This is a genomic window from Streptomyces erythrochromogenes (assembly GCF_040684695.1).
GTDB lineage: Bacteria > Actinomycetota > Actinomycetes > Streptomycetales > Streptomycetaceae > Streptomyces > Streptomyces erythrochromogenes_C.
Genome location: NZ_JBFBGM010000044.1, coordinates 20,826 through 39,574, shown reverse-complemented (window position 1 = coordinate 39,574; position 18,749 = coordinate 20,826). Strand labels below are relative to the sequence as shown.

Here is an 18,749-nt window from a genome sequence, read left to right as displayed (position 1 = left end):
CGACGCCTACCTCCGCCGCATCCGAGCCAAACTGAACGTCAACAACACCGCCGAAATGACCCGCATCGCCATCACCCTCGGCCTCTAACCACACCAACCGGACACACCACAAGCAGCACGCCCCCACACACGCGGCCGGCCACACCGCAACACCCCACAACTCACAAGCAGCACCCACACCAGAACCAGGCACGACACACCCAGAGGCAGGGCTCACACCCAAACCGGACCCAGGACCACACCCAGAGGCGGGACCGCACCGGGCGCGGGGCTCACACCAGAACGGGGCCGAGGGCCACACCCGGAGCGGGATGGGGCCGGGCGGGACGGGAGCGGGGGCGCACCGGGGCTCACACCGGAACCAGGCCGCCCCGGAACATGGGGACACACCCAGAGGCGGGGCGCACCCCGAGCAGGGACGCACCGGGCCGAGACCCGCACCCGCAGGCGGTGAGGCGCACACCGCACCCAGGCCCAGGACCCCACCCGGGGGGGCAGCGCTCACACCGGAAGGGGAACGCACCCAGAGGCGGGCACACCTCGGCAGGTCACACGCCAAGACGAGACCACACCAGGACGGGCCTCACACCCGAACGAGACCGCACCCAGACCAGGCTGTACCCAGCGGCGGGGCGCACACCGAAGCCGGGCCGAGGGACCGCACCCACGGGGGGCCACACCCGGAGTGAGGGGCCGCACCCGCGGTGGGAGGCCGTACCAGGGGCTCAGACCCGGGCCGCCTCGGACACGACAGGCCCGCCCCAGGGACGGGCGGGCGGCGGGTCAGGTGTGCAGGCGACTGTTCGGGCCCTCCCGGTCACCCGCACTCTCATCGTTGAACCAGTAATCACCCGCCGCCAAATAGCGGAACGAATGCGTGCCCTCGCTCGGCAGCGTCAACGTCACAGCCCGCTTGCCGTCCCTACGCGGTTCAAGCGTATGAACACCAGGCTCCCAACCGTTGAAATCCCCCACCACACTCACCGGCCCCGGCGGAACATCCCCAGACAGGACAAAAGTCACCTCAGTACAGCCCTTACGCAACGTGCGCTCCAACATGACACCGCTCCTGACAGGCAGAACGAGGCAGACGTACCGACCCATCCTCAACCCCGACACCCCACACCGCACCCCGAAACCCACCCCCAGGCGGCGGAGCGGCGGCGGTCTGTGACTCCCCCCACCCTCCCTTGACCCGGAAAGGAAGGGTTACCTAACTTCGGAGGCATGACCCCCCACACCCCCGCCCCCGACGACCCCACCCCCACCAGCGACGTTGCCAGTCCCAGTGACGTGGCCGGTGCCTGTACCGGTACCGGTGCGTCCGCGGGCCTCGTCGACTTCACCATCGACCTCACCGCCCAGGAGACCCTCCGCCGCGCCCATGTGATCCAGGCCCTCGGCCCCCACTGGGACCCCCTCGACACCCTCCTCGCCGAGGAAGCCGCCCACAACCTCCTCTACACCGGGCTCGACCCCCACCAACAACACCTCTACAACACCCTCGTGACCGCCGGTGTCCTGCCCGCCCGGAAGGACGGCCATGCTGCCCCTTGACCCACAAGCAGACCCCGGCCGCCGCGCCTGGATACCCTGCCCCCGCTGCAACGACCACCACGCCTGCCAACCCTGCCGACAGCAGCAAACCTGCCCCACCCACTGGCGCTACCTCCTCAGCAACACCGGGCCCCTCCTCCACCTCCAATGCCCCACCTGCACCCACGTCTTCACCCACAACACCCACTTCCACACCCGCACCCGCCGGCGCACCACTCACCACTCCTAGTCTTCGGCTGAGCAGCACGCGTACGGCGGTCGGCGGGTGCGCAAGAGCGGCTGGATCTGCGCCGACCGGTCAAAGCCTCGCGGGGGTGCCCGGGCCGGAGGGGCCGGGCACCCCCGCAGGGGACGGTCAGGCGACGTCGGGAGGCCGCCCGGCGGCGGTGGCGGTATGCCCGTGGCCGGCGATGCCCCGTGCCAGCAGGGCGATGCAGGACGGGCAGCAGACGTCCTCGGACACGGCGCGGGACAGCCGTCGGGTCAACCCGACGAGCGCCACCATGTTCCGGGCCGTCTTCGTCTTCCGCCAGGTGCCCCGACCGGTCACCTCACGTCGCCCGGCCGGCCCCGAACCAGGGACCGCTGCTCGAGAGTGAGCCGGTCGTCGGTGATCGGGGTGACGGGCGTGGAGTCCCGCGCCACGAGGAACTCCGGCCGCGTCGGGTTCGGGGGCGCGTTGTCGACGGCGTTGTACGTGATCAGCAGCAGCGCACGGCGATCGGGCGACAGGTTGTTCGACGAGGAGTGCACGATGCTCGGGTGGAAGGCGTGGACCGTACCGGCCGGGCCCATGATCCGCACGCGCCCGAGCTCTCGGCCCAAGCCCTCGGCCCGCTCCTCGCCGACCGTGTAGGCGAGGTCCGCGGAGACGTGCTGCTGCCAGGTGGAGCCCTCGCCGGCGCTCTTCTCGGGGAGGTCGAGGAGGCCCAGGCGGTGCGAGCCCGGGACCACCACGAGAGGCCCGTTGTCCTCGTGGATGTCGTCGAGGGGGACGGCTATGTTGACGGCGTCGGGCCGCGGCATGCCGTCCTCCTCACTCCAGAACGCGTAGTCCTGGTGCCACGGCCAGGCGGCCCCCTCATGGGCCTGTTTGAGGTTGACCTTGAACTGGTACACGTAGACCGGCTTGCCCGTCAGTTCCTCGGCCAGGGCGACCAGTCGCGGGTGACGGACCAGCGCGGCGCACAGGTCGTCGAAGTCGTGGCATCCGTGGATGGCGCGGACGGTCTCCGAGTCCTTCTCGTAGACCACCTCGGGCCTGCGCTCACGACTGATCGCGGCCACGGCTTCCTTCATGAGCTTCACCGCTTCGTCGGTGAAGCGGTAGGGCAACTCACACCAGCCTGCGGTGTCATAGGCGCCCTTCAGGTCCTCGACCTCGAGTTCGGTAGTGATGGACATATGTCGCCTCTTTCGGATAAAGGTTCCAACTGGTGCGGGGATGGGATCCGACCGGCTATGGCAGTGCCGCCAGGGCGAGCCGGTCGACCTTTCCGCTCGGTGTGCGCGGAAACTCTTCGGCCGTCGGGATGTACGCCGACGGGAGCATGTACTCGGGCAGGAGGTCGGCCAGCGCCGTGCGCAGGGCCGCCGCGGACGGGGCCGGGTCCCTGCTGGGCCGGTAGTGGACGACGAGCCGGGTGTCGCCGACTTCCGACGACCGGGCGGTCACGACGGCGTCGGCAATGCCCTCCAGCGAGCGGATCGTGGCTTCGACCTCGCCGAGTTCGACGCGGTATCCGCGGATCTTGACCATGCCGTCGCGTCGGCCCAGGAACTCGATCTCGCCGTTCGGCAGGAATCGCGCCATGTCGCCGGTGCGGTACAGCGCGCCCGGGCCGCCCAGGGGATGCGGGACGAACTTCTGCGCCGTCAGGTCCGCGCGGCCCCAGTACCCCTGGGAGACCGGCGTTCCCGCGACACACAGTTCGCCGACCACTCCCGGCGGCTGCGGACGCAGGCGTGCGTCCAGGACGTACACCTCGGCGGCGTTGATCGGATGTCCGATGGTGGGCATGAGGGGCCAGGCGGACGGGTCGCCGTCCAGGCGCAGCGAACTGACGCTGTGCGTCTCCGTGGGACCGTACTGGTTGAAGAGCACGGCGCCGTCGAGCCGGCCGAAGAACTCCCGGATGGCCGGGGTCACGTGCAGTTGCTCGCCGGCGGTCACGCACTCGCGCAGGGCAGGGGCGGGCAGGTCCATCGCGGTGGCGTAGAAGGCGATGCTCTGCAGCGCCACGAAGGGCAGGAAGATGCGCATCACGCGCTGCTGGTCGATGACCTCCAGCAGCGCGTCGTAGTCCGTGCGTTGCTCGGCGTCGATCAGGACCAGGGTTCCGCCCGTGGACCACGTGCTGAAGAACTCCAGGAACGAGGCGTCGAAGCTGAGCGCCGAGAACTGCAGGGTGCGGTCACCGGGGCCGGCCGCCGAATCCTGGCACTGCCACTGAACGAGGCCGGCGACGGGGCCGTGGGGCATGGCCACGCCCTTGGGCTGTCCCGTGGAGCCGGAGGTGTACATGAGGTAGGCCAGGTCGTCCGGCCCCGTCTCCGGCAGACCCGCCGCTGCCGCACCGGTCGCGGCGGTACCGGTCGCCGCGGCACCGGTTGCCACCGCATCGGTCGCCGCGGCACCGGCACATGCAGTCCCGGTCCCCGCCGCGCCGGTCGTCCCTTCCTCGGCCCACTCGCCCGGCTGGAGGACGTGCACGGACGGAGGGAGGACGCACCGCTCACGCAGGGACGGCTGGGTGAGCAGGGTGTGCAGCCCGCTGTCCTCGATCATGTACGCGAGCCGTTCAGCCGGGTAGGACGGGTCCAACGGCACGTACGGGGAGCCCGACTTCAGTACGGCGAGGACCGCGACGGCCATGTCCAGGCTGCGCTCCATGAGGATGCCGACGGGCCTGCCGCTCGAGCCATCGCGGATCAGGCGGTGGGCGAGCCGATCGGCGGCGGCGCCCAGTTCCTCGTACGTCAGCTCTCGGCTGTGCCAGACGGCCGCGGGTGCGTCGGGGGTGCGTCGGCGCTGGGCCTCGAACGCCACGTGCACCGGCGGCGGGGGTTCGGTGGGGTCCGCGGCCCGGGCCCAGATCCGGGTCACCAGTGCGGTGTCCTCCGCTGTGAGCAGGGGCGCCTCGGCCACACGCAGATCGGGGTCGGCGACGACGGCGGCCAGCAGCGTGCGGAACCGGTCGGCGATCCGGCGGGCGGTGCCCGGGTCGTAGAGGTCCGTCGCATAGTCGAGGAAGCCTCGGAAGGAGCCGCCCTCGGCCGCGAGGTCGAAGCACAGGTCGAATTTGGCCGTCCCCGGGTGCACGTGCAGCCGTTCGGCCATGATCCCCGGGAGCTCCAGCGCCGGTGCCGGTGCGTCGTTGACCTGGACGACGGTCTGGAACAGGGGGAACCTGCCCAGCTGTTCGGCGGTGACGGTCCGCCTGACCAGTTCACCGAAGGGGACGTCGCGGTGCCGGAGCATGCCGAGTGCCTCGGACCGGACCGACCGGACCAGGTCGCGGAAGGACGCGTCGCCGTTCACATCGGTCCGCAGTGGCATGAGGTCGCTCAGGCAGCCCATGACGGAGTCGAGGTCGGCGTTCCCGCGGCGGGAGACCGGCGTTCCGACGACGATGTCGTCGCCCGCGCCGTGGCGGTGCAGCAGCGCGGTGACGGCGGCCGTGAAGACCGTGAACGGGGTGGTACGGGTGGCACGGGCGAGCCGGCGCACGGCGTCGGTGAGGTCTTCGTCGAGGCGGAAGGCAATGCGCGCCCCGCCGGTGCCCAGCTCCGCGGGGCGGGGCCGGTCCGGGGGGATCGTGCAGATCTCCGGCGCGTTCTCGAGGCGTGTGCACCAGTGACGCAGGGCGTCCTCGTCGAGGGGGGTCGCGCGCTGGGCGTCCGCGTACGTGCCGAGCTGTGGGGGCGGCGGGGTCTCGACGGGAGGCGCCGGCGTGGTGTCCGGTCGGGTCCGGGCCCGGTAGAACCGGCTGAACTCGCGGTCCAGGAGGGACAGTGACCAGTCGTCGATGACCAGGTGGTGAATGAGGGCGGTCAGTACCCAGTCGTCGTCCGCGAGCCGTAACAGCACGGGCCGCACGGTGCCGTCGGCCGGATCGAGCGGCTCCGCCGCCAGGGCGGCGAGCCGTTCGCCGAGTTCGGCCTCGGGGCATTCCGCCCGGACCAGGGGGTGGCAGGGCCGCCCCTCGACGTACTGGAGCGGGTTCCCGTCCTCGATGAGGACGCGGCTGCGCAGCGACTGGTGCCGGTGGATGACGTCGTCGAGCGCTCCTTCGGCCGCATCGGGGTCGACGTCACCGCGCAGGCGGTGCGCCCACAGCACGGTGTAGCAGGATCGGTCCTCGGAGAGCGCGTCGTTGATCCATATCGCCTCCTGCTCCCGGGTCAGCCGGTGGGCGGCTGCGGCTCCGGCACGGTTGCCGGTGGTTCCCCTGTCGGCCGGGGTGGTCATGTCGTGCTCCGTTCGATGGGAGGGACCGCTGTTCGGCGCGCGGGCCGTCGGCGTCGTCGGCGTGAGGCCGTGTTCTCCAGCGCGGCGCGGTCCAGCTTTCCGTTGGGTGTGAGGGGAAGGGCCTGCAGGGCGGCGGTGACCGCGGGGACCAGGTGGTCCGGGAGAACGGTCGCCAGGTGCTCGTGCAGGTGCACCGGGTCGTCGTCGCCGGGTTCTGCGCCGGGCCGGTACGCGCCGTCTGCGCATGTGTAGAACAGGGCGATCCCCGTGGCGGTGCCGTCCGCCGCGCGCAGCGGGACCGCCACCGCGGAAAGGACTCCGGGCGCGGACGCGGCGGCGGCTTCGATCTCCGCGGCCTCGACGCGGTGGCCGCGGATCTTCAGCTGCCGGTCCGTGCGCCCCCGGAAGTGCAGTACGCCCTCCTCGTCGAGGTGGCCGAAGTCGCCCGTGCGGTAGGCGCGCACGGTTGCTCCCGGCAGCTCGACGGGGACGAAGGCCCGTGCCGTCGCCCCGGGCTCGTCGAGGTAGCCGAGGGCCAGCCCTTCCCCCGCCACGTGGATCTCGCCCGTCCGGCCGGGCGGGCAGGGACGGCCGTGGGGGTCGAGGACGATCACCTGCGTGTGCGGAACCGGGGTTCCGAGGGGAATCCCGTCCGCTCGCTCGCAGTCCTCGGGCCGCACCACGCGGGACGTGGCGTGCATACAGCTCTCGGCCGGTCCGTAGCCGTTGGTCAGGGTGGTACCGGGGTGCCGGGCCAGGAAGGCCGCCGCGTGAACGGGTGACATGCGTTCGCCGCCCGCGTAGACGTGGCGCAGCCCGGTGAAGCAATCGGGGTCCTCGTCCACGAACAGGTGGAACAGGGTCGTGGTCAGCCGGAGCGTGGTGGCACCCCGCTCGGCGATCATCCGCCGCAGTGTCTGGGGCAGCAGGTGGTCGCCGTCCGTCAGCACCGAGGTGCCTCCGGTCATGAGCTGCCCGAAGAGTTCGTAGGCGTACATGTCCCACCAGGGCGGCGCCGCCTGGGGCATGACGTTGCCCCGGCCGAAACCGGGCGGCCCGCCGTCGCGGAAGATGCGGGTGATCGCCCGGTGCGGCAGAACGACGCCCTTGGGCCTGCCCGTCGTGCCGGACGTGAAGATCACCGCGGCCGGATCAGCAGGATCAGCCGGATCGGCCGGATCAGCAGGATCAGCTGAAGCAGCCGGATCGGCCGATGAGGGCCGTGCCATGGGCGCCTCGGTGCCTTCCCGGGCAGCCCGGTGCAGGTCTTCCTGCGGCGTCCAGACCGTGTGGGGGTGGTTCAGGGGTACCGGCCCCTCGGCCACCACGGTGGCCGGGTCGCCCAGTGTGGCGAACACCTGGCGCAGCCGGGTGGCCGGCCAGCGGCCGTCCAGGCTGGTGTAGGCAGCGCCGAGCCGCAGGACGGCCAGCTGCACGGCGACCAGTCGCGGTGAGCGCGGGAGCAGCAGCGGCACGACGCTGCCCGGGCCCACGCCGTGCCCGGCGAGCTCGGCCGCGTACCGGCCGGCCGCCGCGTCCAGGGTCGCGTAGTCGACGCACGTGTCCCGGTGGACGAGGGCGACGGCGTCCGGGGTGGTCCGCGCGTGCCGGGCCACCGCGTGGTGGACCAGGGACGGGTCGAGGGAGGGATCAGCCACGGTCGTCCTCCGATGCCCGGGAGAGCAGCAGGACCAGGTCGCACAGGACGTCGTGCTCCAGGACGTCGACCGGCTCGATCGCGCGGCCGGTGGCCTTCTCCAGGCGGACGCAGAGGCTGATGGCCTGCAGGGAGGTTCCACCGAAGTCGTAGAAGCTGTCGTCCATTCCAACGCGGTCCACGCCGAGCACCCCGGCGACGACGCAGGCCACGGTGGTCGCGAACTCGCCCTCCGGCGCTCTGTATTCGAGCTCGCACGTCTCCTCCCTGCGCCGCGGCGGCGGGGTGTTCGCAGAGGTGCCGGGGCGGACCGGGGCGCTCACCGGCCCACCTGCTCACGGATCGCGGCGGCCAGGTCCTGGACGGTCCGGTGCCGCATGATGAGACGGATCTGCAGGCGGGTGCCGAGACGGCCGCTGAGCCCGACCATCACGCGTACCGCGGTCAGGGAGTTGGCTCCGTCGAGGGACAGGAAGGCCTCGTCGTCGGCGAAGTCCGCGTGGCCGAGTACCTCCTCCCAGGTCTCCCGGACCGCGGTTTCGAATTCGGCCTGCGTCGTGGGCAGGGTGTTCTGCGGATGTGTCATGGGTGTGTGTTCTCCTTGTGCGGTTCAGGTCCGGGCGGCCGGGGTTACGGAAGCGGCGAGCCTGCCGCTGCGCTGGTGGAAGAAGCCGACCTGCCCGACGACCAGCAGGGCGTTGGCCACGAGCAGGGCGAGCCACAGGGCGTTCAGGCCGCCGAGGGCCGAGAGGGGTACGGCGGCCAGGGCGAGCAGGCCGTAGCAGGCGGCGAAGGCGACCAGGCTGGGCACCGTGTTCCTGATCGCGATGAGCCCGAAGCCGAACACCGCCTGCAGTGCGTCCGTGACCACCACCAGGAGCAGCAGGGGTATCAGGGCCAGGACCTGGTCGCGGGCAGCGGGATCGTGGGTGAAGAGGGAGAGCACCGGTTCCCTCAGCACCGCCAGGACACACCCCAGGAGGGCCACCGCGCCGAGGGCGGTCTTGGCTCCGGCGCGAACGCCGGCGCGCAGCCCTTGGACGTTCCCGGTCTTCAGGTGGGGTGCCATCAGCGGAATGGTGGCCTGGCCGATGGCGACGGCGGCCGTGAACATGAGGGCGACCAGGGACACGGCGATGCTGTGTGCGGCCGCGGCGACGGTGCCCACCCGGGCGGCGGCGACGGCCAGCACACCGAGGACGGCGAACTTGATGAGTACGGTGGCGGCGAGCGGGAGGCCCACGCCGGCCAGTTCGAGTACGGCGCGGGGGTGCGGGCGGCCGAGGCCGAGGGGGCGGCCGGCCAGCAGGGTGGACCGGCGGAGCCCCCAGTGTGCGACCACCGCGCTGATCAGGCTGGACACCAGCATGGCGACTCCCGCGCCGGGCAGCCCCAGCCCGTCGATCGGGCCCACGCCGTTCACCAGCACCAGGGAGAGGACCACGGCTGCGGCGGTGCCGGCCGTCCCCGCCCGCATCACGAGCCTGGAGCGGCCGAGGCCCACCAGGGTGGACGTCGCCGAGTTGCCGACGGCGGCCACCAGGACACTGGCCGCCAGCAGGGCGGGAAGCGGGCCGAGTGCCGACAGGGTCTCCTGTGGGACGCCGGAGGCCAGGCCGATGAGCGGCACGGCGCAGACGGCCACCGCACCCAGCGTTCCCGTGAGGATGCCGAGCCAGGTGCCGTTGCGCACCACCGGCACGAGGGCGTCGGGGTCGTCGTCGTGGGCGGCGACGAAGGGCATCACCCCGCGCATGGCACCGGCGACGGTGGCGGTGGCGGGGGTGTAGACGGCCATCGTGAGGGCGAACGCGGCGAGCGAGGCGGTGGCGTGCCGGCCGAGGACAGCGGTGTCCACCAGTCCGGCGACGGACGAGGCGATCATGGTCAGGTAGAGCGGCAGGGCTGCCGCGATGGTGCGCCGGACCAGGCCGCGGTCGGCGGCGCCGGAGGGCGGAGCGGTCTGCGGACTCAGGCCCATGACGCTCCCTGCCGCGTTCGCCCGTGCCCCTGCGCCCGCCGCATCGCCGCGTGCACGTCCTGCGTCCACTGAGCGGCGAATTCCTGGGGCCGGTCGAAGAGATAGAAGTGCCCACCCGGCCACGGCCGTATTTCGGTGGGCTCCGAGGAATAGCCGGACCATGGCGACACCATCTCCCGACCCACCAGCGGGTCGCGGTCACCGTAATAGACGGAGAGCGGAATGCCGAGGACTCCCGTGGGGTCTGCCGTGTAATTCTGCATGAGATTCAGGTCCAGACGCAGGGCGTGGGTCAGGTAGGCCATGAGTTCGGGTTCTTCGAAAGCCTGGGGAGGTGTTCCCCCGAGGTCGCGCAGGAAGCCGGCGAGGTCTTCCTGCGTGTGCAGGTCGCGGAATCCGTCCCGCGGCTCCCGCACGTGCGGAGCCGGGCTCGCCGAGACGCCCAGCAGGACGGGCGGCAGGCCGAGCCTCTCCAGTTGCCGCGCGAGTTCGTAGGCGATGAGAGCGCCCATGCTGTGTCCGAACAGGGCATAAGGTCCCGTCAGTTGCTCCGTCAGGACCGGCGTCAGGAGCGAGACCGCCTCCGCGAGGCCCGTGGGGGCGGGGATCGCGGCCGCCGGACCGCGCCCCGGGAGTTCGAGCGCGAGGAGCCGCCAGTGGTCCGGGAAGAACGAGCGCAGCGGAAGGAAGCTCAGGGCGGAACCGCCGGCGTGATGCACGAGGAGGAGCGTGAATTCCTCTTCACCGGTCGCACCTTTGTCGGCGCTCCGACCTTTTCTCAGGTCCCTCAGGAGAACCGTGGGGGGCTTTGCATCGGCGCCGGAGGGCCGGTAACGTACCCTTCCGTCAAAGCGCGATTCTTGCATCATTTTCCCTTGAACAGGAGACTGCCGTGAGTCGACTTGCATTTTTATTTCCGGGCCAGGGTTCGCAGGTTCCCGGAATGGGATCCGAACTTCTGGAGCGGTATCCCGAACTGGCGCGCCCCTACTTCGAGACCGCCGACGAGGTACTGGACATACCGCTGAGCCGCCTGTGCTTCGAAGGCGACGCCGAGGAGCTGCGGGACACGTCCGTGACCCAGCCGGCCGTCTATGTCGTCAGCCTGGTGGCGGCCGCCGTCCTGCGTGACCGGGGAGTCACCCCGTCGGTGGTGGCGGGGCACAGCCTCGGCGAGTACACGGCGCTGGTGAGCGCCGGGGTCCTCGACTGGGTGGACGGCCTCGTACTGGTCCGCCGGCGCGGCCTGCTCATGGCAGAGGTGAACCGGCGCACGCCTGGATCCATGGCGGCCGTCATCGGACTGCCCGCGACGCGGGTACGGGGGCTGTGCGAGGAGGTTGCCGCCGCCCGGCAGCGGGTCGTCGAAGTGGCCAACTACAACTCCGCCCTGCAGACGGTCGTCTCCGGCGACGCCGACGCGGTGGCCGAGGTCGGCCGGCGGGCGCTTCAGGAGGGCGCCGGCCACGCGAAGGAGCTCCGCGTCGGAGCCCCCTTCCACTGCTCCTTGATGGCGGATGTCGCCGCCGAGTTCGGCGAGCACCTCGCGGCGACCCCGTTCGCCACCCCGAACCTGCCCGTGGTGGCCAACGTGACGGCCTCCTACGTGCATTCGGGGCAGGAGGCCCGCACCCTGCTCGCGCAGCAGCTCGCCGCACCGGTGCGCTGGCACGAGACGCTCGGCATGCTCGGCCGTGAGGAGGTGTCCGCGTTCGTCGAGGCCGGGCCGGGGCGCGTGCTGAGCAACCTGAGCCGCTCCGTGCACCCGGCCGTCCCCGCGATGCCCGCGGGAACCGGCGGCCAGATCGACCGTGCGGTGGAGAAGCTGAGCGGCGTCCTGGTCTAGCGGGCGCCCGGTGGGCGCCCCGGTGCGGGGCGCCCACCTCGGGCGGGGCATGGTCCGGTGGGCGGTTGCGGCGCGGTGCGTGCCGGCGGTCATGAGCCCGCTCCCGTCGGGTCGATCGAGTCGGCGGTCGCCGCAGGTTCGAGGACGAGGCCGTACAGGGCCTGGCGGTACAGGGCGAGCAGCCGGTCGTCGCCGGTCGACGCGTCGTGGCGCAGCAGGGTCCGGAAGGAGTCCTGGGTGTCGACGACCGTCAGGTGCAGGCGCCGCCCGGGGGCCAGCAGATCGGGCCCGACGTCGCGCAGGGTCCCGGTCCCGAAGCGCAGCGGCTCGTCGTCCCTGGCGTAGTTGAACACCACGTCCGGGTCGGCGAAGGCCGCGAGGTCGGGGTGCTCGGCCGCGAGGTCCGCGTACGGGACCGCGCTCACCGACAGCACCTGGTCGACGGTCGCCCGCGCGTCCTCCAGGATCCGGCCGAGCGGCCGGTCGCCCGGCACTGCCAAGGGCATCGGCACGATGTTGGCGAACGCACCGACCGATCCGTCGAAGCGCCGCTGAAAGCGGCCGTCGAGCGGGAGCGCCGGGCAGACCACGTCGGTCGTGCCCATCCGGCCCAGCGCCACCGCCACGGCGGTCAGGTGCAGGACGAACGGGGTGGTCCGCTGCTGCGCACAGCGTGCCCGCAGTGCCGTCTGCAGGATCGCGTCGGGTGCCCAGGTGGCACGGCCGGGCTCGCGGGCGGGCTGGGGGGCCGGGCGTGGAACGGCGGACGCCGGCGCGAGCAGACGCCGCCACAGGTCGACGGCCTCGGTTCGCCGGGGGCTGCCCGGCAGGGCGTTGCGCCATGCCAGATGGCGCAGGAACCCGTCGTCCGGTCCGCGCGGTGCGGGCGTCCGGTGGTAGGCCTCGTCCAGCACGCGGCACAGGGTGTCGAGGCCCCGGCCGTCGAGGGCCAGCAGGTGGACGGTGACGGCGAGCAGGCCCGCACCTTCGGGCCCGTCGACGGTGGACAGGCGGACGAGTGGACCGGTGCGGGGGTCGATCGGCTCGGCCTGGCCGCGCTCGTACAGCCAGTCCGCGAGCCGCTCGGCGGGGACGCCGTCCGGGCGCCGGCGCCGCACCACGGCGTCGGCGACGACTTCGGCCGTGGGTGCCGGCTCGGCGTGCTGTCCTTGCGCCACGCGCAGGCGCAGGGCCGGCTGCTGCTCCAGCAGCACGGTGACGGCGTACCGCAACCGCTCGGGATCCAGCTGCCGACCGGTGTCGTACACGGTGGTCTTCTGCCGGTCCGGACCCGGGAGGTCGGCCAGGGCGGCCAGGCCGGGCGGCAGGACGACCGGCGTGACGGCCGGCGGCAGTTCCTCGTCGGGGTGGGCGGCGCCCAGCCTTCGGCGCCCCGCCACCAGGCCGGCGACGTCACGGGCGGTGCCGCACTCGTAGAAGTCGGAGATGGACAGCCGCACGTCGAGCTCTTCGCGTACCCGGTGCACCAGCCGCGTGGCCAGCAGGGAATGCCCTCCGGCGTGGAAGAAGTCGTCGTCGGGTCCCAGGCCGGGCCGGTCGAGCACGGCCCGGAACGCCTCCAGGACCCGATCCAGCGGATCGTCTTCGGCCGTGGGTCCGTGCGGAGGTGCCTGCGCCGGCCCCAGGACCCGCGGACCGGCCGTACCGGGGGGCGGGAGCAGGGCGTGGTCGACCTTGCCGTTGGCGTTGACGGGCAGTCGGTCCAGGAGGGTGAAGGTGGAGGGCACCAGAGCGGGAGGCAGTACGCCGGCCAGGCGCCCGCGGGTTCGCGGTCCGATCTCCTCGGCCCCGGGCAGGGCCGGGACCAGGTAGGCGTCGATGCGCCGGTCGCCCTCGGGGCCGCGCACGACCAGCGCCACGTCCGCGATGTCGGCGTCCTCGCGGATCACCACTTCGATCTCGCCGGGTTCCACCCGGTATCCGCGGATCTTCACCTGCTGGTCGCGGCGGCCCAGGAACTCCACGTCGCCCGTCGGCAGCAGACGGGCCCGGTCCCCGCTGCCGTACTGCCGCCGCCCGTCGGCGGACGTGGTGAACCTCGCTTCCGTGAGCCTGGGTTCGTCCAGGTAGCCGGTGGCCACACATGGTCCGCCGATGACCAGTTCCCCGACGGACCCCCACGGCACGGGCCGCCGTCCGTCGGAGCTCTCCAGGGCCAGCGTGACGTTCTGGATCGGACGGCCGATCGGCGCGTAGCGCGGCCAGTCGGCCGGGCGGCCCGTGAAGCCGTACGAGGTGACGACGTGGGTCTCCGCGGGACCGTAGTTGTTGATCAGTCGGCAGCCGTCCAGCTTCTCGAAGAACGCCAGGAGCGGCGCGCTGAGCCGGAGTTGCTCACCGGTGGTGGCGATCTCCCTCAGTGAGGCGAAGGGACTGGGGTCGTGTTCGAAGCGCGTGGCCAGGGCGTGTGCCAGCGACACCGGCAGGATCGCCTTCTGCACCCGGTGGAGCCGGACGAACTCGGCGAGCGCGTCGTGGTCGTGCCGGGTCTCTTCGTCGGCCACATGGAGGGATCCGCCGGAGCACAGGGCGGCGAACGTCTCGTGGAAGGCCGCGTCGAAGCCGAAGGAGGCGAACTGGAGCCAGCGCATCGCCCTGCCGTACCCGTCGGTCTCCCAGTGGATCAGGTTGGCCAGCGCACCGTGGGGGAAGTGGATGCCCTTGGGCCGCCCCGTGGTGCCGCTGGTGTAGGTGAGGTAGGCGCCGACGGACGCGGGCACCCGGTCGCCGGGGGCGGAGCCGTCCCGGGCCGGCATCCCGGAGACGTCCGGCAGGACGATCCGGCGCACGCCCTCGGGGACGAAGTCCGCCTTCTCCGGGGTGTCGCACAGCACCAGTCGTGTCCCGCAGTGCTCGGCGATGGCGGCGAGCCGGGCCCTCGGGTGGCTCTGGTCGAAGGGCACCGGGGTGGCGCCGGCACGCAGCACGCCCAGCAGGACCGCGACGGTCCGGGCGTCGCGTGGCAGGGTGATGCCGACCGGCTCTCCGATGCCTGTCCCGTTCGAGGTCACGAGGTCGGCGACGCCCGCGGACAGGCGTGCCAGCTCTCCGTACGTGAGCGTCGTACGGCCGTCGCTCACCGCTTCCCTCTCGGGGTGGCGTGCGGCATGGTCGAGGAAGACCGCGTGCACCGGCAGGTCAGGCACCGGCACCCGGGGGCCGGTGAGCGCCGCCGCCGTCCGTCCGGCCCGCGCCGGCGGCTCGGCGGGAACGCCGTCGACGGCGGCGTCGGGCGTACCGGTGAGGGTGTCGAGGAGGAAGGCGAACGACTCCCGCCACGCGTCGACCGTGGCCCGGGTGAAGCGGTCGCTGTCGTAGATGAAGCGGCCGCCGATGGCGCCGTCCTCGGTCCACCAGTCCAGGGACAGTTCGTAGGGGCTGGTGGCGCGGTCGAAGGGCAGGGGCCTGACGTCGACTCCGGCCGGTGCGGGCGCGGTCATGCTTCCCGGGTGCAGCAGGTTGAACAGCACCTGGAAGACCGGGGAGGTCTCGCCGCGTCCGTCGGATCCGCGGGCCGCGTCCCGCGCCATGATCTCGTACGGCAGTTCCTGGTGGTCCATGGCGCCGGTGACGCGCCGGGCCGTCTCCCGTACCAGGGAGCGGAACGACTGGCCGGCCGAGATGGTGCTGCGGATCGGAAGCGTGTTGACGAAGTTGCCGATGAGGTCGCGGGTCTCGGGGCGGTGCCGGCCGGACACCGGGCAGCCGATCACGAGGTCCTTCTGGTCGCAGAGCGATGCGAGCAGGACGGAGAACGCGGTGAGGACCACCACGAACGGTGTCGTCGACTCCTCGGAGGCGAGGGCGTGCACGGACTGCGAGGTCTGCGGGGGCAGGGTGAAGGGGAGCTTCTCGCCCCGGTAGCTGCGCCGGGCACCCCGCGGCCGGTCGCCCGGCAGTTCCAGGGGTGCCGGCAGGTCGGCGAGCTCCCGGCGCCAGTGGGCGCGCTGCCTGTCCGCGTCGGCGGTGGTGAGCCAGTGGGCCTCGGCCCGGGCGTGCCGGGCGGTGAGCGTCGCGACGGGCGGCAGGTCGGGCGCACCCTCGCCCGTGCGGATCCGGTAGAGGGCGTACAGGTCGTGCAGGAGGATCCCGATGGACGTGGCGTCGGCGACGAGGTGGTGCAGGGCGAGGGCCAGGACGGTCCGGTCGGGCCCCATGCGGAACAGCCGGACGGCGCACAGCGGGGCGCGGTCGGTGGGGATGGTGGAGTCCAGCAGCGAGGCGATCGCCCCGCGCAGGGCATCGTCGTCCGCCACGTCCTCCTCCCGCACGTCGACCTGCGCCTGCTCGTCGAGGACTTGGAGGGGACGGCCGCCCGAGGTGCGGAACACCGTGCGCAGGCTCTCGTGACGGGCGACGAGATCGGCCAGCGCGTTGCGCAGCACGTCGCGGTCCACGGGGCCGCGCAGGTCGGCGAGTACGGGCACGTTGTACGCCTCGGCGGCTCCTTCGAACTCGCTGAGGAAGAGGAACGCCTCCTGGATGGAGGTCGCCGGCGCCGGTCCGGTGGCCTCGTCCGGTCCTGCTGATGCCGGCCCGGCCGGGGAAGGGCCGGTACCGGCGGCCGTCGGCTGCGCCGCGGCCGCCAGCCGGGCCAGCCCCGTGGGGCTCGGTTCCTCCATGAAGGAACCGAGCGGGATGCTCCTGCCCCAGTGCTGCCGCGCCTGGGCCACGATCCGGGTGGCGAGGAGCGAGTCTCCGCCGAGGGAGAACAGGTCGTCCGTCGGGTCGATGTCGCTGCGGCCCGTCGCCTGGGCGAAGAACCGCAGGGCCGTCGCGGCGAGGTCGTCGTCGCTCTGCCCGCCCGGGTCGGCGGCAGGCTCGGTGGCGGGGGCCTCGCCCACCACCGCGGGACGCGCCTCCAGCCAGTACCGCCCGCGCTGGAACGGGTAGTGGGGCACCTGCGTGAATCGGTGGGGCGCGTCGGCGGGCGCGAACGGCTCGGTGTCCTCGACCAGCCCCGCCACCCATGCCTGGCCCAGGGCGGCCGTCAGCGCTTCGGCGCCCGGCCGGACGTCCTTGGCGACCGTGAGCGTGATCGCCTCGGGGAACACCGCGGGCAGGGGCGGCGCCGGCTCGGTGACCGGTACGGGGTTCAGGAGTGCCGGAAGCCGCGGAGGCAGCGTGCGCCGCCCGGGAGGGGCGGGGGCGTCACCGAACGCCGCGGCCGCGTCGGGTGTCCGGCCCGCGGGGCACCGTTCGGCCCCGTCGGCGTCGTACCAGGGGATGGTCGCGGGATGCGGCGCCACGGCGGTCAGGGCCTCGGCGGGGTCGGCTCCCCGGGCCAGGGCCGCCACGATGCCGGGCGCGTCCGCGTCGGCCACGACCCCGCTGATCACGGCCGCCGCGGCCCGGTTCCCGGTGGTGGCTACGACGGCGCCGGGGCGTACCCCGTACTCGGCCCACAGCGCGGCGCCGGCGAGCGCGGTCACGGTGGCCGCGGCGCCCGGAGCGGTCCGCCGGAGGTGGGCCAGCGGGTCGGTGCCCGGCGGGAGTGCGCAGTGTGCGGTCAGTCGGCGCACGTGCTCGGCGAAGGCGGGCCGGCTCTCCAGCAGCGAGGCCACGGCTTCGCTCGGCAGGACGTCGTCGGTCAGGGTGAACGCCGGTGCCCGTCCGGCCAGGGCCGGGTCAGGGAGCCGGACGTCCAGCAGTACCGGATCGGCGCCCTCGCGCCAGAGGAGGCCGCGGCGGAGGGAGTGCGCGCCACGGCGGGCGATCAGGGTGGAGGCCACGTCCAGGGCGTCTTCCGGCGTGCTCGTGGCGACCCGGGTGCGTACCGCGTCCTCCAGCTCGTCCAGCGCGGCGCTGGACCGGGCGGTGAGGAGCAGCAGTTGCCGGGGCTCGGGATCCGGGTGTCCGGCTGTGGGCCGGTCGGCTGCTTCCGGTGCCTCCTCGACCAGCAGGTGGACGTTGGTGCCGCCGACGCCGAGCGAGCTGACGCCGGCGAGCAGGGGCCGTGGCCCGGTCCACGGCCGCAACCCCGTGTTGACCCGGAACGGCGAGGTGTCGAAGTCGATGTGGGGGTTGAGGCGTTCGCAGCCCAGGGTGGCGGGCAGCTGCCGGTGGAGCAGCGAGAGCACGACCTTGATGAGGCCGGCGATGCCGGACGCCGAGTCGAGGTGGCCGATGTTGGACTTGACGGAGCCGATGGCGCAGTGGCCCACGGCGGACGTGGTCCGCCGGAACGCCTCGGTGAGCGCGCCGACCTCGATGGGGTCGCCGAGCGGAGTGCCCGTGGCGTGGGCCTCGACGTAGGAGATGCGGTCCGCCGTGACTCCCGCGACCTCGTGCACCTCGGCGATGAGTTCGGCCTGTCCGCGCAGGCTGGGTGCGGTGTACCCGCTCTTGCGGGCACCGTCGTTGTTGAGTCCGCTGCCGCGGATGACGGCGAGCACGCGGTCGCCGTCCGCCAGTGCCTCGTCCAGCCGGCGCAGCACCAGCAGGCCGACGCCGCTGGAGAACACCGTCCCGCCGGCGTCGGCCGAGAAGGGGCGGCAGTGGCCGTCGGACGAGGAGATGCCGCCCTCGACGGGCGCGTAGCCGACGTCGGTCGGGTTGATCGCGGCGCCGCCGACGAGTACGGCGTCCGCCTCGTAGTCCATCAGCGCCCGGCAGGCGTGGTGCACCGCGGCGAGGCCGGAGGAGCACGCGCAGTCGACAGCGAGGCTGGGGCCCGTGAGTCCGAGGCGGTAGGAGAGCTGTGTGGCCGTGTACCCGCGGTCGTTGCCCATCAGGACCCGGTGGAAGCCGAGGGGTTCGATGGCCTCGGGGTGCGGCAGTACGTTTTGCAGGAGGTAGTCGGAGATGTTGACGCCGAGGTAGACGCCGATGCGGCCCGGGAAGGATTCCGGGACGAGGCCGGCGTCCTCCAGGGCGTGCACGGCCGTCTCCAGCAGGAACCGCTGCTGGGGGTCGGTGACGGCGGCCTCCGCCGGGGACATCCCGAAATAGTCGGCGTCGAACATCGACGGGTCGCCGAAGGTCTTGCGCACCGCGACGTAGGAGGGGTCGGAGAGCGCCCAGGCGCGGCCTGCCCTGCGCAGGTCCTCCTCGGGCACCTGCTCCCGGGGGTCGACGCCCTCACGGAGGAGTTCCCAGAACTCCTCGGCCGACTCGGCGCCCGGGAAGCGGCAGGCCAGGCCGGTGATGGCGATGGCCGGCACGTCGTCGGACAGCTCGGCGGCTTCGGTCATGTCGCGGTCTCCATCTGATCAGC

General features: G+C 72.6%; 13 protein-coding genes. 3 read left to right on the top strand and 10 right to left on the bottom strand.

The genetic code is table 11. The features are described from left to right. Positions 1-783: 783 nt before the first annotated feature. A complete protein-coding gene (locus AB0O53_RS36945) occupies positions 784-1,059 on the bottom strand; it encodes an isoamylase early set domain-containing protein (RefSeq protein ID WP_351001854.1) in 276 nt (91 codons plus the stop codon). 168 nt (positions 1,060-1,227) lie between these two features. Here AB0O53_RS36945 and AB0O53_RS36940 point away from each other — a divergent pair, with 168 nt between their 5' ends. After that, positions 1,228-1,557: a DUF6400 family protein gene (locus AB0O53_RS36940; RefSeq protein ID WP_365201495.1), complete on the top strand. Its 330-nt coding sequence runs from the start codon at positions 1,228-1,230 to the stop codon at positions 1,555-1,557. Next, positions 1,544-1,786: a hypothetical protein gene (locus tag AB0O53_RS36935; protein WP_351001850.1), complete on the top strand. Its 243-nt coding sequence runs from the start codon at positions 1,544-1,546 to the stop codon at positions 1,784-1,786. Before AB0O53_RS36940 ends, AB0O53_RS36935 begins: the two co-directional genes overlap by 14 nt. A 126-nt stretch (positions 1,787-1,912) precedes the next feature. Here AB0O53_RS36935 and AB0O53_RS36930 read toward each other — a convergent pair whose 3' ends face one another. Genes AB0O53_RS36930 through AB0O53_RS36895 form a run of 8 tightly spaced genes read right to left on the bottom strand, consistent with a single transcriptional unit; the run spans position 1,913 to position 10,385 of the window. Further along, positions 1,913-2,107: a hypothetical protein gene (locus tag AB0O53_RS36930; protein ID WP_351001848.1), complete on the bottom strand. Its 195-nt coding sequence runs from the start codon at positions 2,105-2,107 to the stop codon at positions 1,913-1,915. Continuing rightward, positions 2,104-2,961 carry a phytanoyl-CoA dioxygenase family protein gene (locus AB0O53_RS36925; protein WP_351001846.1) on the bottom strand — a complete coding sequence of 286 codons (858 nt, stop codon included), beginning with the start codon at positions 2,959-2,961 and terminating at the stop codon, positions 2,104-2,106. The genes AB0O53_RS36930 and AB0O53_RS36925 overlap by 4 nt, the downstream gene beginning before the upstream one ends. A gap of 55 nt (positions 2,962-3,016) precedes the next feature. Further along, entirely contained in the window at positions 3,017-6,028 is a 3,012-nt protein-coding gene (locus AB0O53_RS36920) for a non-ribosomal peptide synthetase (protein WP_365201492.1), read from the bottom strand. Next, on the bottom strand, positions 6,025-7,686 hold the full coding sequence (locus tag AB0O53_RS36915) for an amino acid adenylation domain-containing protein (RefSeq protein WP_365201489.1): 1,662 nt from the start codon (positions 7,684-7,686) through the stop codon (positions 6,025-6,027). Before AB0O53_RS36915 ends, AB0O53_RS36920 begins: the two co-directional genes overlap by 4 nt. Beyond that, on the bottom strand, positions 7,679-8,008 hold the full coding sequence (locus AB0O53_RS36910; protein WP_365201487.1) for an acyl carrier protein: 330 nt from the start codon (positions 8,006-8,008) through the stop codon (positions 7,679-7,681). Before AB0O53_RS36910 ends, AB0O53_RS36915 begins: the two co-directional genes overlap by 8 nt. Continuing rightward, entirely contained in the window at positions 8,005-8,271 is a 267-nt protein-coding gene (locus AB0O53_RS36905) for an acyl carrier protein (RefSeq protein ID WP_351001838.1), read from the bottom strand. The genes AB0O53_RS36910 and AB0O53_RS36905 overlap by 4 nt, the downstream gene beginning before the upstream one ends. Before the next feature lie 24 nt (positions 8,272-8,295). Next, a complete protein-coding gene (locus AB0O53_RS36900; RefSeq protein WP_365201484.1) occupies positions 8,296-9,666 on the bottom strand; it encodes an MATE family efflux transporter in 1,371 nt (456 codons plus the stop codon). Beyond that, entirely contained in the window at positions 9,657-10,385 is a 729-nt protein-coding gene (locus AB0O53_RS36895; RefSeq protein ID WP_365201481.1) for a thioesterase II family protein, read from the bottom strand. The genes AB0O53_RS36900 and AB0O53_RS36895 overlap by 10 nt, the downstream gene beginning before the upstream one ends. A gap of 173 nt (positions 10,386-10,558) precedes the next feature. Here AB0O53_RS36895 and fabD point away from each other — a divergent pair, with 173 nt between their 5' ends. Further along, the gene (gene fabD / locus AB0O53_RS36890) at positions 10,559-11,512 is read left to right on the top strand and encodes an ACP S-malonyltransferase (protein ID WP_365201479.1); all 954 of its coding nucleotides are present in this window, start codon (positions 10,559-10,561) and stop codon (positions 11,510-11,512) included. Positions 11,513-11,601: 89 nt separating this feature from the next. On the opposite strand, the gene AB0O53_RS36885 is transcribed toward fabD, so the two are convergent. Next, positions 11,602-18,726, bottom strand: coding sequence for a hybrid non-ribosomal peptide synthetase/type I polyketide synthase (locus tag AB0O53_RS36885; RefSeq protein WP_365201476.1), 7,125 nt, complete (start codon positions 18,724-18,726; stop codon positions 11,602-11,604). Between the last annotated feature and the right edge of the window lie 23 nt (positions 18,727-18,749).